The organism is Corynebacterium lactis RW2-5, from assembly GCF_001274895.1.
GTDB lineage: Bacteria > Actinomycetota > Actinomycetes > Mycobacteriales > Mycobacteriaceae > Corynebacterium > Corynebacterium lactis.
Map to the genome: position 1 here is coordinate 882081 of NZ_CP006841.1, position 21526 is coordinate 903606.

Genomic DNA, 21526 nt, shown 5'->3' on the forward strand with positions numbered 1-21526 from the left:
CCGAGTAAAGAAGTATTTTTGCGCTTCTTTAGCTCGGGAGCTTGGGGCTTGTAATCCTGCGCTTTGCCTAGCAGCAGCGCGACTGCGGATTAGCCTCCGCTTCGCAGTGCCTGCGCCGCCAGTATTCTCGCTCGGTAGGGATTGGCTCACCTGGATGGTGAATGCGCAGGTGCTCGCAGTACTTCTGGTAGTCGTGGTCGCCCATGAGCTCGCCGATGTACCATGCCACGGCGCGCAGCGGCTTCAGTGCCTGCGCAATCATTAGTGACCTCCGACGTGCGCGTGCGAATATGCGGATTCCTGGAACCTGCGCGGATCGTTCGGGGCGATCTGCTCCCACTGGGCCTCGATCTCCTTCTCCACCTCTGTGCGGCGGAACCCGATTGGCGCGAAGTAGCGCGATCCGACATACGGCTCAACGCTGGTGCCCACGTCCTTGCCGGCGGCCGCGCCGTTGCGCAGGGCCTTGGCAATCGTCATCAGGCCGGTAATCACAACAATCAGTGTGACGACCGCGAACACCACAGACAGCGTTCCCTGCACGGCCGTGTTGCGAATCACCGCGTCGATGGCTTCTGGGGTCTTCGCGGTCTTAAACTCGGTCAGGCCCTGCGCCTTGGCGTCCTTAAATGCGTTGTGCAGCGCCCAATAGCCAATCTTCGGGTCCGAGTGGAAGACTTTCTGCCAGGACGCGTACATCGTCACGATGAGGTCCCACACCAGCGGCACTCCTGGAATCCACGCCCACTTCACCAGGCCGTGCTTTACGACGACGACGGTCATGAGTGTCAGCGCCATAGCGGCTAGGAGCTGGTTTGCAATACCGAAGAGCGGGAACAGCATGTTGATGCCGCCCAGCGGATCGGTAACGCCCATGACCAAAATCGATCCCCAGCCCAGGCAGACCAGGGCCGAGGTCAGCAGGTTACCAACGGTCCACGAGGCATCCTTGAACTTGGTCAGGCCCGGGATGTTGCCGACGGCGTCGGCAAGCATGAAGCGGGCAACGCGCGTGCCTGCGTCGATGGTGGTGAGGATGAACAGTGCCTCAAACATAATTGCAAAGTGGTACCAGAAGGCTTTCAGAGAGTCTCCGCCGAAGACATCGGCGAGGATGTGGGACATTCCGAACGCCAGCGTCGGGGCGCCGCCAGTGCGGGAGACGATCGAGTTCTCGCCGACGGACTGTGCCGCGGCGGTGAACGCGGCAGCGTCGACGTCCGGGGTATTCAGGCCCAGGCTGTTGACGTAGGCGGCGGCGGTCTCGGCGGTACCACCGGTCAGCGCTGCGGAAGCGTTCATGGCGAAGTACAAGTGCTGGTCCAGGATGACCGCGGCGCACATGGCCATGACGGCGACGAAGGACTCCATGATCATGCCGCCGTAGCCAATCATGCGCATCTGGGATTCCTTCTCCACCAGTTTTGGGGTCGTACCGGAGGAGACCAGCGCGTGGAAACCGGATAGGGCGCCACAGGCGATGGTGATAAAGAGGAAGGGGAAGAGCTCGCCGGCGAAGGCGGGGCCGGTGCCGTCGAGCGCGAACTTGGTGATGGCGGGCATCTGAATGTCCGGGCGAACCAGCAGAATACCGACGGCCAGCAGACCGATGACGCCGATCTTCATGAAGGTCGACAGGTAATCGCGAGGTGCCAGCAGCAGCCACACGGGCAGAACCGATGCCAGGAAGCCGTAGCCGATCAGGGCCCAGGCGAGGGTGGTCTTGGACCAGAGGAACATCGCGTGCCAGGTCGGGTCGGCATTGACCCAACCGCCGGCGATAATCGCCAGCAGGAGCAGGATTACGCCGATAACGGACACCTCGGAAACACGGCCCGGTCGGATGTAGCGCAGGTAGAGGCCCATGAAGATTGCAATCGGAATCGTCATCGTGATGGAGAAAACACCCCACGGGGACTCTGCCAACGCGTTGATAATCACAATGCCGAGGACAGCGATGAGGATTGTCATGATGACTAAGATGCCGATGATGGCGAAAATGCCGCCGACCTTGCCCATTTCGTCGTTAATCATTTGGCCAAGCGAACGGCCCTTTCGACGGGTGGAGATTGCCAGGACCATGTAATCCTGCACAGCACCTGCGAAGACGGCGCCGAAGACGATCCAGATGGTGCCGGGCAGGTAACCCATCTGCGCGGCCATGATGGGGCCGACAAGTGGGCCTGCTCCCGCGATGGCCGCAAAATGGTGGCCGAAGAGCACTCGTCGGTCCGTCGGCATGAAATTTTTGCCGTCGTTGTAGCGCTCGGCAGGAGTGGCGCGGTCATCGCGTGGGCGAATTACCTTGTATTCGATAAGGCGGCCATAGAAGCGGTAGCCGATGATGTAGGTACCGATTGCGGCGAGGACGAGCCAGGTTGCGTTGACTGTTTCTCCGCGGTTGGTGGCAATCATGGCCCAACCTGCGGTTGCAATGATCGCGATAATCGCGAAGATGATCCGCTTTGCCATTGGCATAGGCCGGCGATCGACATAGCCCACCGGCGGAAGATCGGCATGTGGTGTGAGAAGTTCGACGCCCGGTCGATCTGCGATCTTCGACGCGGAAACTTCGGTAGTTTGCTCTGCCATTGCACCCCTTTTGTAAAATCTCAAGTCCAACCACCGCCTGGTCATTGTTGGCGGTGGTGGGGAGTCGTGAAGCCTAAAAGACGCTGCTGCCCCAGGGGTGTCGAGGCTATAAAGGCGCTGCTTAAAACTGTGGTTTAAGTGGTTCCTAGTGCATCTTTTAGTGGATACTCAGTTTGTATAAGCGGTAAGTATAGGGCATCGGAAATGTTGAAACTTACAACGGTTATAAAAATGCGACCACCGTTCACCCGTGTGGAGTGAAAACAGTGGTCGCGGTGGGGGTGTAGGAGAGGCTATTGAGTAGCCGAGGTGCGAGCAGCGTCGGCCTTGCGCATCACATCCCGCTCGTACTTGCCGACGAAGATCATCAGAACGAAGGCAACGACGACGACGCCAATGAGCGTCGCAAATGTGACGTCCCAGCCTGCGTAGTCGATGAGGAGACCGACGCCGGTGGAGGCGAGCGTCGCACCGAGAAGGTATCCGAAAAGGCCGGTAAAGCCAGCGGCAGTTCCCGCGACATACTTTGGCGAGAGGTCAATAGCCTGGAGGCCAATCAACATGATTGGGCCGTAAATCAGTGCGCCGATGAGGGAGATGAGCACGTAGAACATCCACAGAGGGGCCGTTGCCGGTAGCTGCCAGTAGACGAAGATTGTGACACCGGTTCCGACTAGGAAGAGCATGCCAGCGCCGGAGCGCCAGCCCTTGAAAACCTTGTCGGAGACCCAGCCGCACAGCAGGGTGCCCACGATGGCTGCGCCCTCGTAGAGCATAAAGCCGATGATTCCGCCGGTGACGTTGGTCTTATGGAGCTCGTTGGTGAGGTAAATCGGGATCCAGTTGAGCACACCGTAGCGCAGTGCGTAGACGAACACATTGGCCAGGGCCAGCATGACAACGACCGGGTTGGTCAGAACGTGGTTCTTAATGGTTGCGAACCAGGATTCCTTGACCTCGTTGTCGTTGCCTTCAACCTTGTCGGGATCGTTGCGGTATTCCTCGACCGGAGGAAGTCCCATGGACTGGGGATTATCCCTGATGAGCAGGTAGGCCACGGCTGCGATTACAAGAGCAACGATGGCGGGCAGCCAAAAGGCAGGGGTCCAGTCGGCTTCGGATGTTGCAAAAGCCTGTAGGCCCCAGGCGGCCAGGGCGCCGCCGACTGCAGCGCCGACGTTGTGGGCGGTGTTCCAAATCGACATCAAGGTGCCGCGTTCCGACGTCGAGAACCAGTGGACCACGACGCGTCCAGAGGGCGGCCAGCCCATACCTTGGAACCAGCCGTTGATGAACATGACGGTTGCGAAGATGGCGACGGAAGCACTAATCGCAGGTATGAACGCAATCAGTAGGTTCATAACTGCGGAGAGTGCGAGTCCAAGTGGCAGGAAATACCTTGCGTTCGCCCTGTCTGACAGCATGGCCATAAAGAACTTTGACAGGCCGTAGGAGAAGAGGACGGCATTGGCTACGATGCCGATTCCTGCAGCGCCTAGGAGGTCGTGTTTTTCCAGAACCGCGGAGACAAGCGGAATATTGTTGCGAATGAGGTAGAAGCCCGCGTATCCGATAAAGATGCCCATGAATACGTTGAACCGCCATGTGCGGTATGTCGGGGCAATCTTTTCCTGGGGGAGGGGAGTTGCTGGCCCAGGCGCGCTGAGCCAACCGAGTCCCTGACTGCTCACGATGAGAGTCCTTTCGCTGAAGTCCGCGATAGCCATTTCGGGGCTGTTTTTGCGGCCACCGAATCAGTGGCTGATGCGGAGAGCTGTATCGTTTCAGCATTGAATTTACAGCGATTTCAGCAGAGGTTAAGAGGGAATTAACTTTGCTCGCAGACAGACTCTTTGGATGTGTAAATGTGAAAAAGATTAATGCTTGTCGTGTTTTAGAGAATCTCGTTAATCTTCTCAGTGGGCCGTGCCATCCTTACCCCCTTATTGGTGACGACAAAGGGGCGCTCGATGAGTCTCGGGTGTGTAACCATTGCGTCGAGGAGCTCCTCGTCGGTTGAGTCCTTGCTGAGCCCGAGTTCTTTGAATTCCGCTTCCTTTGTCCGTACGGCATCGATTACATGCAGGCCCGCGGCGTCGATAAGCGAGGAGAGTTCCTCCTTGGAGGGTGGGGTGTCGAGGTATTTGATGATTTCGGGCTCGATGCCGGCGTCTCGGAGTGTGGCGAGGGCCTGGCGGGATTTTGAGCAGTGGGGATTGTGGTAGATCTTTGCGTCCATATTTTCATCATGGCCCACTTTGCTCTCCGTGGTACGGGCCGACATAAAAACTCTTAAGTTCACGTAGTTGAAAAGAATAGATGGGGGCTTTAGGCTAAGCATTGTTAAAAATACGAATCATGGTCTCGCTTGCGGCCAGTTCTCACAGGAAAAGAGATTGAGCTAATGAAGTCTGCGCACAGTTTTTCTCAGCGCCCCCGGTACGCCCGTCTTGCCGCGGCAGGTCTTTCCCTCGCGCTCGCGGGCGCTAGCTTGGTTGCGTGTGGAAGCGACGAGGGCAAGACCGCGTCCGGAGGCGACGCCATCAAGGTCGTTGCCTCCACAACTCAAATCTGTGATTACGTCAAGCAGATGGAGATGAAAGAGGTCGACCTGACCTGCCTCCTCGCCCCGAACGCCAGCGCCCACGAGCTGGAGATGACTCACGAGCAGCTGGCCGCTACTTCCGACGCTGATCTCCTCCTGGTCAACGGTGTCGACCTGGAGCACTTCCTCGACAGCGCCGTCGAGTCCTCCGGCTTCAAGGGGACCATGCTGGTCACCAGCGGGATTCTCACCGCCAACGACGTAGACAAGGCGCCGGAGCAGATTGAAAAGGCCCCGAACGGCAATTACACGATTGACCGAGGCATCGAGAAGGTCGACGTTGCTCCGTGGCCGTTCCCGCCGGAGGAGCAGGGCGAAGAGCCCGAGTTCCGCTACGACCCGCATGTGTGGACTTCCCCGAAGAACGCCAAGGTCCAGGTCGCCAACATTGGCTACGCCCTGGAGAAGGTCGCCGATGAGCGCGGCGACAAAGACATGAAGTCCAACATCGCCGAGCATGTCAAGGGCTACCAGGAAAAGCTCGATGCGCTCGACGGCTGGGCCCGCGAGTCGATTCAGACCGTCAAGGATCCGGTGCTGTTCACCAGCCACGACGCGTTCGGCTACTTCTCCAAGGAGTTCGGCATCAACTTCATCGGCGCTGCACTGTCCGACTTCAACGAGCAGCAGGACGCCACCGCGGAACACATCAAGGAAGCTGCAAAGACCGTTAAGGACTCCGGCGCCACGGCACTTTTCGCGGAGAATTCCAACAACTCCAAGTCCATCGAAGCTATCGCTAAGGCAGCAGGCGTGAAGGCCATCGTCGGTGACGATGCACTCTACGGCGATTCCCTCGGCCCGGCCGGCACTGCAGGCGAGACCTACATCGACTCGATTGTCCACAACGTCACCACCCTGGTCGAGGCCTGGGACGGCAAGGTCGCGGACCTTCCGAAGGGAGTCAAGTGACCGACCTCGTCAGCCTGCGTGACGCAGCGTTTACCTACGGTGGTCCCGCGACGGTCGAGCATGTCAACGCTGCCGTCCGTCCCGGGCAGGGCCTAGCGCTCATTGGCGCTAACGGCTCGGGCAAGACAACTGTGCTCCGTGGAATCCTCGGCGCAGTCCGGTTGTCCAGCGGCGAGCTGACTAACAACGCCACCCGTATTTCCTATGTCCCGCAGGTGGCGGATCTGGACCGCACTTTCCCCGTCACGGCCTTCGATGTCGTGGCAATGGGCGTGCTGCGCGAACTCCGCCCCTTCCAAATGCTGGGCCAGCGCAAGCACCGCGTCACGGAAGCGCTTTCCAAGGTCGGCCTCGCCGAACGCGCGAACGTCCGTTTCGGGAATCTCTCCGGCGGGCAGCAGCAGCGCGTTCTGCTCGCGCGTGCCATCGTCGCCCGCCCTGAACTGGTGCTTCTCGACGAACCCTTTAACGGGCTAGACACCGAAAATCGCGCAATGCTGCTCAACTTGATCCACGAGCTAAAGGCCGACGGCACCGCGATTATCGCGTCCACGCATGACCTAGTCCTGGCGGAGGAGGCCTGCGAGAAAACACTGATCGTGTCGCAAACCCCGCGCTTTGGCGCAACCGAGGATCTGGTGCCGGCGTATGTGGGTTGATCTGGCTAACACAGTCGGAATCGCCCCTTTCATGTTCCGACCGCTAGTGCTCCTGATTGCCCTGGGAATCGTCTCCGGGCTGGTAGGCGTGATTGTGAACCTGCGCAGTCTCGAGTTCAATTCTGAGGCGATGGTACACTCCATCTTCCCCGGTATCGTGGCCGGGGCCGTATTCGGCGGAATCGACATGATTATTCCAGCGGCGGCGGCGCTCGCGGTTGTTGTGGCAATCGTGTTGGCGGTTGTGTCGCGCTCGCGCGTGTCCGAACCCGGAGTTGCTGTTGTTCTGACCAGCTTTTTCTCCCTCGGCGTTATCCTGTCGTTGAAGAAGGGCGATCAGTCCGGCCAGCTGGAGGCATTGATGTTCGGGCGCCTGCTCGAGGTCACGGACTCTCGTCTCAACAGCGCGCTCGTCGTGTGTGCTGTCGCGCTCATTCTCATCGCAGTGACCTGGAGAAAGCAGGTATTCGTCGCCTTTGACCGCTCGGGAGCCCAGGCCTCGGGGGTCAACCTTTGGGTTATCGACATCGCCATCAATGCTGCGATTGCCGCCGTGGTGGTGTCGTCGGCAAGCGCGGTGGGAGTACTGCTGGTGGTGGGCTACCTGGTTGTGCCCGGTGCGGCGGCGCGCCTGGTTTCTTCCCGCGTGACGACGATGATTCCGGTTGCAATCGTCATTGGTTGCCTCAGTGGCGTCGTCGGAATGGCGCTGGTTCCGCTTGGCCCGGTTTCGCCTCAAGCAGTTGTGGCTCTGACGGCGGTCGCCCTGTATTTTGTGGCGCTGGGACTGCGGTGGGTGCAGCGCGATCGCGTAGGGGAGCGTCGCCGTGGCTGATATCCTGTTACTCCCGATTATCGAATTAGTCCTGGTAGGGGCGCTGTCCGGGCTGGTCGGCGTGTTTGCGGTGCTCAACCGACAGGTGTTTTTCGCCGAGGCAATTACGCACGCCACGTTTCCCGGTGCGGTTATCGGTGTCGTCATCGCGGCGGCGCTGGGGCTAAACCACTCGTGGATTTCGGTGTTCCTTTTCGCGGGTGCACTGCTCATGTGCATTCCGATAGGTGCGCTGTTCGGTTTGGCACGAGTTGGGACCACGGCGTCGGCGGCCGGCATTGTTCTTACGCTCGGATTCGCGCTGGGGTACTTCCTCAACAAGTGGTTCTCGCCGCTGCCTGTAAAAGTCGATAGCTTCCTGGTGGGAAGCGTGCTAAACGTCGACGGCGTGGATATCGCGCTGTCGGGCATCCTATTAGCGGTAGTGCTTGCTATTGTCGTGGCGAGGTGGCGTTTCCTGGTCTTCTTTACGTTCGACCGCAGCGCCTATGCGGTGGCGCACTCGGCGGGACGCACCCAGGCGCTGGTCAGCGCGATGATCATGGTGACCCTGGTGGCGCTGATTCCCGCAGTGGGCACAATCTTGTCCATCGCGCTTTTGGTAGCTCCTGCGGCGGCCCTGGTTGGGCTGGTCACAAACACGAAACTTCTTTTCATTCTTGCTCCGCTTCTGGGGATTGCCATCGGGCTTACCGGCCTGGGCGTTGCAGTGTGGGCAAACTTGTCAGTCGGCGGGTGTATAGGGGCATGTGCTGGGGCTTTTTACCTCCCCCTCAAAATTGCGTCGACGCGCAATAACGCTAAAATCTAAGGAATGTACGTGGAGGACCTACCCGAGAAGACCCAGGACTACCTGAAGGTGGTCTGGGATCTGCACGAGCGCACCGGTAAGAAGGTGACGCTCGGCGATGTCGCAGATCGCATGGGCGAGAAGAAGCCCACCGCGAGCGAAGCAGTCAAGAAGCTCGCCTCGCGGGGATTCGTAATGCATGAGCCCTATCAGGGAATTAGCCTGACGGAGAAGGGCCATGATGTCGCCATGGTTATGGTGCGCCGTCACCGTCTGATCGAGTGCTTCCTGTTTTCCAAGCTCGGCTACACCTGGGATGAAGTGCACGCCGAAGCTGAAAAGCTCGAGCACGCAGTGTCGGATGAGTTCATCTCGCGCATCGACGCGCTGCTGGGGCATCCTAAGCGGGACCCGCACGGCGATCCGATTCCGAGCGAGGCCGGCGAGATTGACGCTGCTGTGCACACCGACCTGACCGATATTCCCGTCGGCGATGTTGTGGTCGTGGACCGCATCAGCGATTCGGACCCGGAGCTGCTGCGTTACCTGGCGTCGGCAGGCGTGGGACCGGGATCGGTGCTGCGCGCGGAGCAGGCCCCGTATGCGGGAATGCGTGTTTTCTCCATTGTTTCAGCCGTCGCGGTGGGGGACGGTGAGACGCCCGCTGCAGGCCAGTCCGTCCATGTGGCAGACTCAGCACTATGGGCAATCAAGGTGACTCCTCGGGAGAGCTAACTCGCGCCACCGCGCGGGCCTATGTTCGTGCGACAAAGACGCTACAGGGGCCGAATAATACCGTCCAGGCCCCTGCTTTTAGCTTTGCTGATGTGAAGCGCACGCGTGCCGCAGCTTTTTCCAGCGCGGAGCTTCCCGACGTCCCCTTCGGGGGCATTGCGCTGACACCTGCGGAAAAGAAGGCTCGGATCGACCACGCACGGCTGCAGTTGGCGGAGTCCTCGGGCCAGATGAAAGCGCTCATTGCCCATGAGCGGAAGCTGGCGGAGTCCTCCCGCACGACGGGCCAGGCAATCGGCATGACGGTCGTTGCGGCTTCCGTGGTGTTCCTGAGTTTCGCCCTGGCTTACCTCAGCCACCTTGGCGCAGTCGGGCTTTTGGATCTCTAGGGGAGGCGATCTAGCGGTATGAGCAAGGGGTCATCTAACGGCTGCGTCTGGTTGTTCCTGATAATAATCTTCTTAGGCGCGCTGATGTGGCTGGTCGGAGCCGCCCTGTGGCTGCTGCAGTTCATTATTCCAATAGTTGGCGTACTCATCGCCCTGGGGCTCGCGGTCGATTCCTGGTCGAGGGTGAAGCAGCGTCGGCAGGCGGAGAGGTTGGCAGAGCTAAGCCGCGCGGAACTGGTCTCTATCGCGACTGAGTCCGAGTACCGGCTGAACGAGATCATGTCCAAATGGGACGCTGTTGCCAGGACCATGGGCATTGGCACAGCGTTTCGCGAGGCGTTTTCCAGCGGGCAGGCAACGCCCGAGCTGGTTCAACTCAGGGCGGATCTGACGCGGGCGGAGCGTGTTTCGGAAAGCCTCCGGGCGGCGATCGGAAATGCCGAGGACGCAGACAAAGAAGAGCTGGTCGACGTCATCGAGGACGCGGATCAGCTCTGGGCAACTCTGACCGAGCGCTACTGGGGATCTTCGTCAAGCACGTGATCCATGAGGTCGCCACGGATGCGTCCGCGGACTGCGTACCAGCCGATGACCAACAGGACACAGATTCCGACGAACATGAGAATCGTCGGACGGCCCACGCTGGCATCGAACCACATAGACAGAATCACAATCACCAGGAACGCAATCGCAATCAGGTTCGTCCATGGTGCGAAGTGCAGACGGTAGGACGGGCGCTGCTCGCCGACGCCGGGGAGGGCGGCCGCGGCGGCGTCGAGTGAGTCTACGCTGCGCTGCGTGCGGCGGATGAACACCCAGTGGGAAACCAGCACGGAAATCCAGGTACCTGCGATGCCGATGCCGGCGAGGTTCATGACGATTTCGAAGGCCTTCGTGGGGTAGACATAGTTAATCATCACGCCAATCAGGCCGAGCACCGCGGTGAGCAGGATGGCGTTCATCGGAACCTGGTTCTTGTTGAGCTTGGAGGCAATCTTGGGGGCTTCGCCGGCAACCGCGAGGGAACGCAGCGTGCGGCCGGTGGCGTACAGGCCGGCGTTGAGGGAGGACAGTGCGGCGGTTAGCACGACGACCTGCATGATATCGCCGGCGTGCGGGATGCCGATGCCGGAGAAGAAGGTCACGAACGGCGACTCGTCCGCCGAGTAGGCGTTCCAAGGCAGGACCATAATCATCAGAATTACGGAGCCCACGTAGAAGAATGCGATACGCCAGATCATGGAGTTAATCGCCTTGGGTAGGATGTGCTTGGCCTCCTCGGCCTCGCCCGCAGCGACGCCGACCATCTCTGTTCCGCCGAACGCGAAGACCACGCCGAGGGACAGGGTGACCAGCGGCATTAGGCCCATCGGGAAAAAGCCACCATTTTCAGTCAGGTTGTGCACACCGGCAGTGTGTGTGCCGACGCTGGCCCCGGTCACAATCGCCCAGATTGCAATAGCCATGAAGGCGAGAATTGCGGTGACTTTGATGAGGGCGAGCCAGAATTCGAATTCGCCGAACGCCTTTACTGACAGGATGTTGAGGACCAGCACCACGGCCAGCGCTATCGTGGCCAGCAGCCACTGCGGGATAGCTTGGAACGAGGGCCAGTAGTGCAGGTAGAGCGCGACTGCGGTGATGTCCGCCATAACCGTCGTCGCCCAGTCCAGGAAGAAGAGCCAGCCGGTGAGGTAGGCGCCCTTTTCTCCCGTGAACTCGCGCGAGTAGGAGACAAATGCGCCGGAGGAGGGCCGGCGGATGGACAGCTCACCCAGCGCGCGCACCATGATGAACGCAATCACGCCGCATAGCGCATAGGAAATGGCCAGGGCGGCGCCGCCCTGCGAAATTCTGCCGCCAGCGCCGAGGAAAAGGCCGGTACCAATTGAGCCGCCGATGGCAATCATCTGAATATGGCGGTTTTTCAGGCCCTTGCTATAGCCGGCATCCGCCTTATCTGTGGCCGGAGTTTTAGACATACTCATTGTGAGTACTCCTGTTAAACAGGGGCGACTCATGGCGGGAAGCACAAAATTTGGCCACTCGGCGAAGGTCCGCACAACCGCCAACTGGCACTTTGTGGGCGCCGAACTCCATGAATCTAGCGCTTTCCGACGTGGATTACTGCGCCATGGGGCGCCCACACCAATATGCTACGAGCAATTTTAATTGCCAAAAGTTCGCCTAAACGGCTTGCCGATGTGTGAGAAATCGCGCAATCAAACCACTGGTATTAGTGCAATTCACTGGGTAGTAGCCAGACAATTCCTGGGGGGGGGGGAAAGGAGCATAGTTAGTCGACGGTGAGAACAATCTTTCCATCCGCGTGGCCCTCTTCAAGAGTTCGGTGCACCTCGGCAACGTCAGTTAGCGGTGCCGTCCGGCCTATGTGTATCTTCAGCTCTCCCCGGCAGATGCGGGTAGCAATGTCCTCGACGATACTGGGCACGTTCGAAATGAGGGGGATTTGGGCCTCGATGCCACGCTCCTTAGCGGGAGTGAGATCCGCGAGGGAAGGCAGGACGACGATGCGCCCGCCGGGGCGAAGGATATCCAGAGAGGGAATGAAAGTATCGAAGTAGACGGCATCAATGACGACATCGATGCCGTCGGGACTTTCGGCGCGAACTGCGTCGAAGACATTTTCTGCTGTGTAGTCGATGTGTTGGGCGCCGAACCCGGTTAGCTTGTCGTGGTGCCGCGCCGATGCGCTGGCATAAACTTTCGCTTCTCGGGCCAAGCAGAGCTGGGTGATGAGCTGGCCTACGCCGCCACCGGCGCCATGGATGAGAACTGTCTCCCCCTCGGAGACTTTTGCCTGCTGTTCGACTGCCATCTGGGCGGTCAGGCCGGCGAGGGCGATGCCGGCTGCCGTGATATCGTCCATTCCCTCAGGAACCTGCACTAGGCCACTTGCCGGGAATACATTGTGGGTCGCGTAGGTGCCACGGATGTCTGAATGGGAACGCATCCCGAACACGTGATCGCCCGGCGAGAACTCTGTGACCCCCTCACCAACGGCGAGGACAACGCCGGCAGCTTCGCGGCCCAGGGTGCAAGGTAAAATTAGGCTGCTGCTCAGCCCGGAAGATCCGTCGCGCATCTTGTAGTCGAGCGGGTTTGCGCCGATTGCTGTGGTTTTGAAAAGGACCTCGCCGGAACCGGGCTGCGCGGGCTCGATTGGTGTTTTCGAAAGGACGTCTGCGGACCCGAATTCCGCAATGGTCATCGCGTATGCGTTATCAGTATTTGCGGGCATGTCCGCAAGTGTAGACGTTGTCAGCCGCCGCCGAGACAGGTTCTGCTGTGGCTGCTCACTTTTTAACGTGGCTCAAGGGCGTGGGTACCGTTGCCCCCGCAGAAGCTCCGTTGCATAGAACGGTCTGTGCAGTGGCGTAGAATTCACGGCCATGAATAGCGCTAACGCTCAGCAAGGTCAGTCCATCCACCCGGACAATTCGGAAGAAGACCGCGCAGCCAGAAGGGCCATCGTGGTATTCCCCTTCATCATCTTGGCTGCATTCTTCCTGGGCTTTCTCGCACCTGGAGCAGTAACGTTTATCGTGCCCTACATTAGCGTCGCGCTCGGCCTAATTATGTTCGGGATGGGATTGACTCTGACCGTTCCAGATTTTGCCCTCGTCGTAAAACGACCGTTGCCGGTGTTGCTCGGTGTCTTCGCTCAGTTTGTCATTATGCCTGCCGTAGCAATAGCGCTGGTGAAGGTTCTGGGTTTGCATCCTGCGCTGGCGGTCGGTGTCATCTTGGTTGGCTGCGCGCCGGGCGGAACTAGCTCGAACGTGATCTCCTACTTGGCCAAGGGAGATGTGGCGTTGTCGGTGTCGATGACATCGATATCGACACTTCTTGCTCCCATTTTTACTCCGGTACTGACGTTGTGGCTGGCCGGAGAATATCTGCCGGTTTCCGGTGGGGCGATGGCAATGTCCGTTGTCAAAATGGTGCTGGTTCCAGTTGTGGGAGGCATAGTTGTGCGCATGCTCCTGCGTGGCGCAATTGACCGCGTACTACCGATCCTTCCGTGGTTGTCTGTCGCGGGGATCGCCGTTGTCGTAGCGGCGGTGGTGTCGACCTCTGCGGACAAACTCGTCGAGGCGGGGCTGCTGGTGCTATTGGTTGTCGTCTTGCACAACGCCCTTGGCTTTGTCCTTGGGTATGTGGGAGCAAGACTGTTTGGCGTAGGCGAACGCGCTGCGCGCACTACGTCAATCGAGGTGGGCATGCAGAACTCCGGCCTCGCAGCTACTTTGGCCGCAACCTATTTCGAGCCAATGGCAGCTCTGCCCGGTGCTGTTTTCAGCGTATGGCACAACATTTCCGGCGGCTTGTTAGCCATGTACTACCGCCGCTTTGGCCACAACGATGCTGCTGAGCGCAGGTCACGTGCTAGCGGCGCGAATGCGTCAAGCGAGGCTGGCGTTTAAGCGTCGCGAAGTCCCAGGGCTTTGGTGACAGCATCGAAAGAGTCGGCGTGGTAAGCCTGCAGGAGCTTTGTTGCGCGGGCTATCTGGCTGGAGGAGAGGGCCTGTGCTATCGGCCAGTGGTGTTCGGCGAAGCGCATATGCAGGCCTTCAGCCTCGGGACAAGAAAGGAAACACAAGCGGAGTTGGGCCTGAATTGACTCGGCTGTGTTGAACAACTCGGGGGACTGTGATGCAGCCGCAATGCTGAGATGGAAGGCATTGTTACGTTCGGCTAGTGTCCGAGAACCGTCCTGCAAGATTTCGGTGAGGTGGGAGCCGAGATGGCGTGCTCGAGGTCCGTCGAGGGATAGGATGGCGCCGCACTCAGCGCTGCGCCGGAATGCGTAGAGCTCTTCGATTCGCTGCAGGTTAAAACTTGCGACAAAGACCCCATGGTGGGGCTTGTGGGTGAGCAGCCCTTCCATCTCGAGTGTCCGATATGCTTGGCGGATGGTGTTGCGGCTGACACCCAGACGGGTAGCGAGCTGCGTTTCCCGCAGCTGTTCGCCACTAAAGTGCTTACCGTCCAAAATCTCCCTACGCAGGGTAGAAGCTGCGACACTTGCTACTGACGGGCGATGGAGCGGAGATCTTTCGGTTTTGAAACCGACATTGCCGCATGGGCGTTCGGGGGTGCTCATGTAACCCAGATTACTTAACAGCTTTGGAGTGTCGGTCGTCACGGCCTATCATGCAAGAAATATTGTTCAACAATTTTGTTGGATTAGTCGCTTCGTTGGATAGGGCTCACAAATATGGACAACATTCAAGACTCTCAGCCCGTAGAAGAGAAGAAAGCATCGCACTCAACGGAGGCTAGAGCCAGAAAAGCTGCGTTGCTAGGCGCTGTATTCCTGATGGCAACTAGCGCGATTGGACCCGGCTTCCTTACTCAGACCGCAACCTTTACGGCAAAACTTGGCGCCGCATTCGCCTTCGCCATCCTCATCTCGGTCCTTCTCGATATCGCGATTCAGCTCAACGTCTGGCGGGTTATTGCTGTCTCCGGGCGTCGCGCACAAGAGCTTGGCAATGCAGTGCTGCCTGGGCTGGGCTGGTTTATGTCAATATTAGTTGTCGTTGGTGGCGTGGTCTTCAACATCGGCAATGTCGGTGGCGCGGGCCTTGGCGCAAATGCAATGCTGGGCATCGATGCCAAGATTGGCGGTATAGTCACTGCGATCGTCGCCATCGGCTTCTTCCTGTCTCGCCGAGCGGGGATGGCCCTGGACAAGGCCCTTGTTGTGCTCGGTGCCGTGATGATTCTGGTCACGGCAATTGTGGCTTTTAGCTCGAACCCACCGGTAGGGGAGGCGCTGAAAAATACGGTCATGCCTGGCACGATTGATTTGTTGGCAATCATCACGCTGGTCGGTGGCACCGTCGGCGGCTACATCACCTACGCTGGCGCCCACCGCATGCTCGACTCGGGCGCCGGTGGCGTGGAGCATCTAGCGCAAACCACCCGCTCGTCCGTCACCAGCATTATCGTCACCGCGGTTATGCGGTTCCTACTTTTTCTCGCAGTCCTTGGCGTGGTTGCTGGAGGCGTGGTTCTCAACACGGAGGGTAACCCGGCAGCCGAAGCTTTCCAGGCTGCCGCGGGGGATTTGGGCATGCGCTTTTTCGGCGTGGTTCTGTGGGCCGCGGGCATTTCGTCGATTGTGGGTGCTAGCTACACCTCGGCAACGTTTCTGACCCGTTCGTCGGGAAGCGATAACAAGACGCAGAACACGGTCACGATTGTCCTGATTGCAATCTCGACGCTGCTCTTCGGCATTATAGGCACCGCGCCGGCGACGCTGCTGGTTTTTGCCGGTGCCTTCAACGGGCTGGTGCTTCCAATCGGTGTCACCGTTCTGCTTTACATCGCGCTGTTTCGGTCCGACCTTATGAACGGCTATAAATACCCCAAGTGGTTGGCGGCCATCGGCATCCTCGGTGTCGCAGTGGCCTGGTTCCTCGCATGGCGCTCTTTCGGCGGAGTGTTCCAGATGCTTGGGTAGCCTCGAGCAGATTACGTCCGCCAAAATCGGGGCTTAAAAACATTTAGTAATTCTCACCAGGAAGGAACGGCAGTGCACATGGGCGCCACTATCGATCTCAACTCTGACCTCGGAGAAGCTTTTGGCTCGTGGACGATGGGCGACGATATCGCCCTTCTCGATATCGTGACCAGTGCGAACATCGCCTGCGGTTACCACGCCGGTGACGCCAGTGTCATGGTGGAGACCTGCGAGGCTGCGGCTGCTCGAGGAATTCGCATCGGCGCGCACGTGGCCTACCGCGATCTCGCGGGGTTTGGCCGCCGTCGGATGGACTACTCACACAGAGAGTTGAGAGCCGAAACTCTCTATCAGATCGGTGCCCTGTCTGCCTGCGCGCGGGCGGCGGGCGCGGAAGTCTCCTACGTCAAGCCCCACGGAGCCCTGTACAACCGAATCGCTGTGGACGAAACGCAGGCTGCCGCAGTGGTGGAGGCGCTCCTCCTCGCACGTTCCACCTGCGGCGACAACCTAGCGATTATGGCGCAGCCGGGATCCGTCATCGAACGGCTTAGCCTCGATGCAGGCCTTCCCGTGATTCGTGAAGCCTTCGCGGACCGGGCATACAACCCGGATGGAACGCTGGTTTCGCGAGCGCTCGAAGGTTCTGTCATTGTTGACCCGGATGCCGTCGTCAAGCGTGTTATCGCGATGGCTGACGGGGAGCCGATTACTGCCTATGACGGTTCTCCTCTAGCCGTGCGGGCTGACTCCATCTGCCTGCACGGCGATACCCCCGGAGCGGTCGAGCTCTCCCGCAAGATTCGCCAGGGGCTTGTCGACGCCGGGGTCACCGTCGCTGCCGACACTTAGCCCTTACTCGCAGATCTCATCGACCGCCGTGATTGTGACCCTGCGAAAAGAAAGGATTAGCCTTCACCATGGCCGAAATTCGCCCGATGGGAACCAACGCACTGCTCATCGACTATTCCTCGTCATCCAATCCATTGGCGAAGGTGCTTCGTGCGCACGCTGCAGCGGTCGAGATCGAGGGGCTTGTTGACCGAGTTCCCGCCGCTCAGACACTTCTGCTCCGCTTTGAAGGACCTGCTCGTCGCTATCTCGGCGCGGTGGAAGCTGCGCTGCGCGGAGGCGATGCGCAAGGGCACACCGTCGGCAAGCGAAAGACAGTAAAGATTCCCGTTCATTACGACGGCGCCGACCTCGAGCCTCTGGCCGGGACGCTGGGGATGAGTCCCCAGGCGCTGATTGATTGGCACTGCGAGCGTCCGTGGACCGCAGCCTTCGGTGGCTTCGCACCGGGCTTCTACTACATGGTGCGCGCGGGCGGCGATGGGTGGCCGAAAGTCTTCGATATTCCCCGCTTGTCGACGCCGCGTACCCGGGTGCCGAAGGGGTCGGTCGGGCTGGCGGGCCAGTTCGCGGGCGTGTATCCGATTGATTCGCCCGGAGGCTGGCAGCTTCTGGGGCATACCGATGTTGAAATGTGGGACCTGAGCAGGCCCAATCCGGCGCTACTGGAACCGGGGGCACAGGTGCAATTTGAAGCGATCGGCTCGGGACGCGCGGTATAGAAAGGGGTCGGAAGAGATGAAAAATTCCATTGAAATTATTCGGCCCGGCGTTTTGACGACCGTGCAGGACTTAGGGCGCGCGGGGCAGGGAAGCCTGGGCGTGAGCACCTCTGGCGCGTTTGACCGTGAGTCGGCGGCAGCGGCCAACCGCATGGTTGTGAATGAGGAGAGTCTGGCGGTTCTCGAGTGCGTCGTCGGCGGGCTAGAGTTTCGTCTCGCGCAGGGGGCCATCGTCTCCTTCGCGGGAGCTCACGGCGAGGTGACTGTCGAGCAAGACGACAAGGTCATCAAGACGTCGATGAACAGTCGAATCGTGGTCGGAGCAGGGGCGATTGTCCGGCTTGGAACCTTCGATGCAGGCTTGCGGGGATACGTCGCAATTCGCGGCGGGATTGACGTCGAGCAGGTGCTGGGTTCGCGTTCTTGCGACACTCTCGGCAAGCTCGGTCCGGCGCCGCTGCGCGCCGGCGAGGTGCTGGAAGTCGGCGACCCTGAGTATTCGACGGGTTCCTCCATCGCAATCTATCCGGCACCGCACTGGTCGAGCGAGGCTGCCCGTCTCGATGTTGTGCCGGGCCCTCGGTCGGACTGGTTCACGTCGGAAAGCGTGTATGAATTCTTCCACGAAACGTGGACTGTGACGCAGGAGGCTAACCGGGTCGGGCTTCGGCTGAGCGGTAGTGCTCTTGAGCGTCAAGTGACACATGAGCTGGCCAGTGAAGGAATGGTTCCGGGGGCGATTCAGGTCCCCGCGTCGGGACAACCAATTATTTTCGGTCCGGATCATCCGGCGACGGGTGGTTATCCGGTCATCGGTGTTTTGACTGAGCCGTCGCTGTCGAGGGCTGGGCAATTGGTTCCCGGGGCGAAGGTGCAATTCCGTCGCGTCAGGACGGCGTATACATAGGAGAATGACCCCCTCTAAGAAGCTCGCCGCCAACAGCAGCGAATGCACAGCCGACGGCCCCCAAAGCTCCCATCGCTGGCGCGTGCTCGCTGTTTTGCTAACGGGCATTTTTATGGCGCTAATGGCGGTCAGTATTGTCAACGTTGCATTACCGAGTATTCAGTACGGACTACAGGCACGCGATGCCGATATCCAATGGGTGCTCAGCGGGTTTGCGCTCTCGTTTGGTGTAGTGCTGGTGGTGGCCGGCCGGGCCGGTGATCTACTCGGGCGTGGTGGCCTCTATATCCTGGGTATGTATATCTACACGGCAGGAGCCTTCCTCGCTGGACTTTCATCGAACGTTGAAGTGCTAAATGCTGCGCGTTTCATCATGGGGGTCGGCGCAGGTTTATTCAGCCCGCAGGGAGCCGGGATGATTCAGCAATACTTTTCCGGCAAGGAAAGGGAAATAGCGTTCGGATACTTCGGAACGGCGGTGGGAATAGCGGTCGCAATCGGCCCTCCACTAGGAGGATTCCTTATTCGCCTTGGAGGTGCGGAGCTTGGATGGCGGCTTACGATGCTTGTTAACGTGCCAGTTGGCCTATTGACAATCTTCCTTGGTTTTCTACTGTTTCCACGGCCCTACCTACGAAGGCTCCGGAACAATAAGGGGGAAGCAGTCGGAGCTTTTCGTACTGTCAAGGCTCTCGATCCGATTGGTGCGCTCCTTTTGGGGCTTGTCGTTGTGACCTTGATGTTGCCATTTTTGGAGTCTGAGGCAGCCACGTGGATCTGGGCACTATTGCCGGTTTCCGCAGCATTGCTGTTTGTGTGGATAAGGTGGGAAAAGTACGTCAAAACTACCGGTACGGCTCCGATGATTGACCTCGAAATTTTCTCGCTACGAGGTTTTCGCAATGGAGCTGTGATTGCCACGCTCTGGTTTTTTGGAACAACGAGTATTTGGGTTTTGGTGGCCCAGTACTTCCAAAATGCCTTAGGGCACTCGCCATTGGTATCGGGATTAATTGGCTTGCCGGCTGCAATCCTCAGCGCCTTCGCATCGAATTGGGCGGGCCATCACGTAGATGCCTATGGGCGCAAGATTGTCGTCGGTGGCATCGCCATTACAATGGTCGGACTTCTTTTAACCATCGGGGTCATCGCGCTAAACGACGCATACGGAGTCAGCGAATTCTGGTCAATTCTGACTCTATCTTTAGCAGGTGCCGCTGGTGGCCTGGTCATTTCTCCGAATCAAGCATTGAGCTTGCGACACGTGCCGATAACCTATGCGGGGACTGCCGGCGCAGTGTTGCAGACTGGGCAAAGAATTGGCACCTCAGTCGGCTTGACGATCATCCTCGCTGTAACCTTCGCTGTGAAGGATTCCTATAGGTGGCAGTTAGGAATTATCGCTGGCTATGCGACCATCATTGTGGTCTTTCTGCTCTGTTTTGCGGTGGCGATGAAAGATGCAAAGTTGGGTACTCCTTCTGCAAAGCTAAAAAAGCTGACCGACTGAGGAAAGGAAAATAGACGAAATGGCGGAGTCATTTTTCCAAGCGGCTCGCAGTGGATTGTCGAGCCGATTGGCTGGGGAGAGCACAAACGAACGGCTTCCTGTACATTGGCTCAAACCGGTGCGCTCTTTCGTCATCTATTTTCTCCTGGCCCACGTTATTTTTGGCCTAATTTTGATGGCTGACGTCGCATCTTTATTGGCGCGCTTTTTCACGCTCAGCGATTCCGCGGCAGAGCAAATTGTGCGTTCTGAGGAAACCGGTCAACAATTATTTGAGCAGTTGAATGAAAACAATCATGGCTGGTCAGTACTGTTGATTAGCTACAGTGAAATGCTGGGGATTTTCAGCATTATCGCCGCGATTGTCGTTGCTTTAACCGTGTCTGCCAGTGCCAAGATTAAAGACCTGGATCGGGAGCTAAGGGGGCTCGACAGAGATGCAGAAATAGAGCGAATCGTCGAAGATCGCTCGGTCGACATCGATATGCTCTATGGTGGTCTTCTGACGGCTACGATGGTCTCTCTCGTCTTGACCGTTCTCTATGGGCATGGGGTCATCACGGCTGCCGATGGGAGCTGCTCTCCAGCACAGGGGACCTGTACGTTTACCGGTGATTATCCATGGGATGTGTTCGCACGGCATTGGATGCTTTTGATAAGCCCCAAGATGCTGTTTTTCCTGTTTATGGCATTCTTTTTCTTGATTCTTGCGCTGTCTGCAAGTGACTCCGGGCGACTACGAGGACAAATTCTGCGGAGAATTGATCTGTCTAGGCAGCTAGCAAAAAATGAACGCACGCTGGCAATGTTTGGGGCTCTACACGATGGACCCGATGGAACTCCCGGAGTTCTCCCCCGCGTGCCATGGGGAATTCGACTCGCTAGCGCGCTCTGCTACGTACTGCTTTCCTGGCTCTCGCTTTATCTAATTATTGTCCTCTTCGGGACGGTCCAGCGTCTCGTCGGTGGAGATGCCTTTAAAGAGGTCGTCCAATCTTGGTTCGAGCCACAGCTCTTAGTTGGCATTTCCCTTCTCGCGATTGTCAGCATTATTAGTGTGTTGGCGGTGATTCTGGCAATGGGGCTGACCAGGCTACATCTGGTCAATGACGTCTATTACATAATTGTCACAGTTATTATCGCGGCAGTTCCGGTGACCTTTTTAGTGGCAGTAGTTTCACGTTATCCGGTTGATTTAATCGGCCTGATACTGCTCTATTTGGCGGTCTTGCTCGTGGTGACTAACCTGCTGTGGGGTTATGCAATCTATTCGGTCCGAAAGGCCGTAGACAATGCGGAAGCAGCAGCATATGTAGAAAAGAACGACGCCGTAGACGGCAACGGTGATTCAGAGGTGGACCGCGAAGTTACAAGTGCCCGCCCGCGCCAGGGTTTTACGCATGGTTTCGCTGTTTTCTTCTCCGCATTCTTGCGCGGAACCCTCGTCCATCGCGTACGTAGGGTGCAGTTTAATTACGCTGAGGTCACAGCTGAGCTGGAGCAGTCGGAAGAAAACTAGGATGTG

The 21526-nt window shown here is 58.6% G+C and carries 21 protein-coding genes; 14 read left to right on the forward strand and 7 right to left on the reverse strand.

Annotated features, from left to right (window positions below; translation table 11 throughout):
- Positions 1-67: 67 nt before the first annotated feature.
- The 4 genes from CLAC_RS03825 to arsC form a co-directional block, all read right to left on the reverse strand.
- Positions 68-262, reverse strand: coding sequence for a YbdD/YjiX family protein (locus CLAC_RS03825; protein WP_082313086.1), 195 nt, complete (start codon positions 260-262; stop codon positions 68-70).
- Positions 262-2592, reverse strand: a complete 2331-nt coding sequence (locus tag CLAC_RS03830) for a carbon starvation CstA family protein (protein WP_053411773.1) — start codon at positions 2590-2592, stop codon at positions 262-264. Before CLAC_RS03830 ends, CLAC_RS03825 begins: the two co-directional genes overlap by 1 nt.
- A 293-nt stretch (positions 2593-2885) precedes the next feature.
- Positions 2886-4283, reverse strand: a complete 1398-nt coding sequence (locus CLAC_RS03835; protein ID WP_245621961.1) for an MFS transporter — start codon at positions 4281-4283, stop codon at positions 2886-2888.
- 203 nt (positions 4284-4486) lie between these two features.
- Positions 4487-4831, reverse strand: coding sequence for an arsenate reductase (glutaredoxin) (arsC, locus tag CLAC_RS03840; protein WP_053413248.1), 345 nt, complete (start codon positions 4829-4831; stop codon positions 4487-4489).
- Positions 4832-4996: 165 nt separating this feature from the next.
- Here arsC and CLAC_RS03845 point away from each other — a divergent pair, with 165 nt between their 5' ends.
- From CLAC_RS03845 to CLAC_RS03875, 7 genes are read left to right on the forward strand one after another with little or no spacing between them, the layout of a single operon-like run.
- The gene (locus CLAC_RS03845) at positions 4997-6109 is read left to right on the forward strand and encodes a metal ABC transporter substrate-binding protein (RefSeq protein ID WP_053411775.1); all 1113 of its coding nucleotides are present in this window, start codon (positions 4997-4999) and stop codon (positions 6107-6109) included.
- Positions 6106-6768, forward strand: coding sequence for a metal ABC transporter ATP-binding protein (locus tag CLAC_RS03850; protein WP_053411776.1), 663 nt, complete (start codon positions 6106-6108; stop codon positions 6766-6768). The genes CLAC_RS03845 and CLAC_RS03850 overlap by 4 nt, the downstream gene beginning before the upstream one ends.
- Positions 6758-7603, forward strand: a complete 846-nt coding sequence (locus CLAC_RS03855) for a metal ABC transporter permease (protein ID WP_053411777.1) — start codon at positions 6758-6760, stop codon at positions 7601-7603. The genes CLAC_RS03850 and CLAC_RS03855 overlap by 11 nt, the downstream gene beginning before the upstream one ends.
- Positions 7596-8414, forward strand: a complete 819-nt coding sequence (locus tag CLAC_RS03860; RefSeq protein WP_053411778.1) for a metal ABC transporter permease — start codon at positions 7596-7598, stop codon at positions 8412-8414. The genes CLAC_RS03855 and CLAC_RS03860 overlap by 8 nt, the downstream gene beginning before the upstream one ends.
- Before the next feature lie 3 nt (positions 8415-8417).
- Positions 8418-9128: a metal-dependent transcriptional regulator gene (locus CLAC_RS03865; protein WP_082313088.1), complete on the forward strand. Its 711-nt coding sequence runs from the start codon at positions 8418-8420 to the stop codon at positions 9126-9128.
- On the forward strand, positions 9095-9517 hold the full coding sequence (locus CLAC_RS03870) for a hypothetical protein (protein WP_156324766.1): 423 nt from the start codon (positions 9095-9097) through the stop codon (positions 9515-9517). Before CLAC_RS03865 ends, CLAC_RS03870 begins: the two co-directional genes overlap by 34 nt.
- A gap of 18 nt (positions 9518-9535) precedes the next feature.
- Positions 9536-10060: a hypothetical protein gene (locus CLAC_RS03875; RefSeq protein ID WP_053411780.1), complete on the forward strand. Its 525-nt coding sequence runs from the start codon at positions 9536-9538 to the stop codon at positions 10058-10060.
- Here the strand turns inward: CLAC_RS03875 and CLAC_RS03880 are convergent.
- On the reverse strand, positions 10033-11499 hold the full coding sequence (locus tag CLAC_RS03880) for an amino acid permease (protein ID WP_245621962.1): 1467 nt from the start codon (positions 11497-11499) through the stop codon (positions 10033-10035). The genes CLAC_RS03875 and CLAC_RS03880 overlap by 28 nt on opposite strands.
- Before the next feature lie 314 nt (positions 11500-11813).
- A complete protein-coding gene (locus tag CLAC_RS03885) occupies positions 11814-12779 on the reverse strand; it encodes an NADP-dependent oxidoreductase (protein ID WP_053411782.1) in 966 nt (321 codons plus the stop codon).
- Positions 12780-12930: 151 nt separating this feature from the next.
- On the opposite strand from CLAC_RS03885, the gene CLAC_RS03890 reads away from it, so the two are divergent.
- Positions 12931-13965 carry a bile acid:sodium symporter family protein gene (locus tag CLAC_RS03890; RefSeq protein WP_053411783.1) on the forward strand — a complete coding sequence of 345 codons (1035 nt, stop codon included), beginning with the start codon at positions 12931-12933 and terminating at the stop codon, positions 13963-13965.
- Here the strand turns inward: CLAC_RS03890 and CLAC_RS03895 are convergent.
- Entirely contained in the window at positions 13962-14645 is a 684-nt protein-coding gene (locus CLAC_RS03895) for a GntR family transcriptional regulator (RefSeq protein WP_082313090.1), read from the reverse strand. The genes CLAC_RS03890 and CLAC_RS03895 overlap by 4 nt on opposite strands.
- A 216-nt stretch (positions 14646-14861) precedes the next feature.
- On the opposite strand from CLAC_RS03895, the gene CLAC_RS03900 reads away from it, so the two are divergent.
- The 6 genes from CLAC_RS03900 to CLAC_RS03925 all read left to right on the forward strand — a co-directional run bounded on the left by CLAC_RS03900 (position 14862) and on the right by CLAC_RS03925 (position 21520).
- A complete protein-coding gene (locus CLAC_RS03900; RefSeq protein WP_245621963.1) occupies positions 14862-16010 on the forward strand; it encodes an NRAMP family divalent metal transporter in 1149 nt (382 codons plus the stop codon).
- 78 nt (positions 16011-16088) lie between these two features.
- On the forward strand, positions 16089-16862 hold the full coding sequence (locus tag CLAC_RS03905) for a LamB/YcsF family protein (protein ID WP_053411786.1): 774 nt from the start codon (positions 16089-16091) through the stop codon (positions 16860-16862).
- Between the two features lie 68 nt (positions 16863-16930).
- Positions 16931-17584: a 5-oxoprolinase subunit B family protein gene (locus CLAC_RS03910; protein WP_053411787.1), complete on the forward strand. Its 654-nt coding sequence runs from the start codon at positions 16931-16933 to the stop codon at positions 17582-17584.
- A 16-nt stretch (positions 17585-17600) separates the two neighbouring features.
- On the forward strand, positions 17601-18491 hold the full coding sequence (locus CLAC_RS03915) for a 5-oxoprolinase subunit C family protein (RefSeq protein WP_053411788.1): 891 nt from the start codon (positions 17601-17603) through the stop codon (positions 18489-18491).
- Between the two features lie 4 nt (positions 18492-18495).
- Positions 18496-20001: an MFS transporter gene (locus CLAC_RS03920; RefSeq protein WP_053411789.1), complete on the forward strand. Its 1506-nt coding sequence runs from the start codon at positions 18496-18498 to the stop codon at positions 19999-20001.
- Between the two features lie 19 nt (positions 20002-20020).
- Positions 20021-21520, forward strand: a complete 1500-nt coding sequence (locus CLAC_RS03925) for a hypothetical protein (RefSeq protein WP_053411790.1) — start codon at positions 20021-20023, stop codon at positions 21518-21520.
- The last annotated feature ends 6 nt before the right edge of the window (positions 21521-21526 follow it).

What these genes read in the sequence shown, in the direction of transcription:
- CLAC_RS03865 (WP_082313088.1), top strand. Translation starts at nt 8,418, where the DNA reads ATGTACGTGGAGGACCTACCCGAGAAGACCCAGGACTACCTGAAGGTG.
- CLAC_RS03875 (WP_053411780.1), top strand. Translation starts at nt 9,536, where the DNA reads ATGAGCAAGGGGTCATCTAACGGCTGCGTCTGGTTGTTCCTGATAATA.
- arsC (WP_053413248.1), bottom strand. Translation starts at nt 4,831, where the DNA reads ATGGACGCAAAGATCTACCACAATCCCCACTGCTCAAAATCCCGCCAG.
- CLAC_RS03825 (WP_082313086.1), bottom strand. Translation starts at nt 262, where the DNA reads ATGATTGCGCAGGCACTGAAGCCGCTGCGCGCCGTGGCATGGTACATC.
- CLAC_RS03870 (WP_156324766.1), top strand. Translation starts at nt 9,095, where the DNA reads ATGGGCAATCAAGGTGACTCCTCGGGAGAGCTAACTCGCGCCACCGCG.
- CLAC_RS03895 (WP_082313090.1), bottom strand. Translation starts at nt 14,645, where the DNA reads ATGAGCACCCCCGAACGCCCATGCGGCAATGTCGGTTTCAAAACCGAA.
- CLAC_RS03915 (WP_053411788.1), top strand. Translation starts at nt 17,601, where the DNA reads ATGAAAAATTCCATTGAAATTATTCGGCCCGGCGTTTTGACGACCGTG.
- CLAC_RS03900 (WP_245621963.1), top strand. Translation starts at nt 14,862, where the DNA reads ATGGCAACTAGCGCGATTGGACCCGGCTTCCTTACTCAGACCGCAACC.
- CLAC_RS03910 (WP_053411787.1), top strand. Translation starts at nt 16,931, where the DNA reads ATGGCCGAAATTCGCCCGATGGGAACCAACGCACTGCTCATCGACTAT.
- CLAC_RS03905 (WP_053411786.1), top strand. Translation starts at nt 16,089, where the DNA reads ATGGGCGCCACTATCGATCTCAACTCTGACCTCGGAGAAGCTTTTGGC.
- CLAC_RS03845 (WP_053411775.1), top strand. Translation starts at nt 4,997, where the DNA reads ATGAAGTCTGCGCACAGTTTTTCTCAGCGCCCCCGGTACGCCCGTCTT.
- CLAC_RS03925 (WP_053411790.1), top strand. Translation starts at nt 20,021, where the DNA reads ATGGCGGAGTCATTTTTCCAAGCGGCTCGCAGTGGATTGTCGAGCCGA.
- CLAC_RS03880 (WP_245621962.1), bottom strand. Translation starts at nt 11,499, where the DNA reads ATGTCTAAAACTCCGGCCACAGATAAGGCGGATGCCGGCTATAGCAAG.
- CLAC_RS03885 (WP_053411782.1), bottom strand. Translation starts at nt 12,779, where the DNA reads ATGCCCGCAAATACTGATAACGCATACGCGATGACCATTGCGGAATTC.
- CLAC_RS03920 (WP_053411789.1), top strand. Translation starts at nt 18,496, where the DNA reads ATGACCCCCTCTAAGAAGCTCGCCGCCAACAGCAGCGAATGCACAGCC.
- CLAC_RS03855 (WP_053411777.1), top strand. Translation starts at nt 6,758, where the DNA reads ATGTGGGTTGATCTGGCTAACACAGTCGGAATCGCCCCTTTCATGTTC.
- CLAC_RS03890 (WP_053411783.1), top strand. Translation starts at nt 12,931, where the DNA reads ATGAATAGCGCTAACGCTCAGCAAGGTCAGTCCATCCACCCGGACAAT.
- CLAC_RS03830 (WP_053411773.1), bottom strand. Translation starts at nt 2,592, where the DNA reads ATGGCAGAGCAAACTACCGAAGTTTCCGCGTCGAAGATCGCAGATCGA.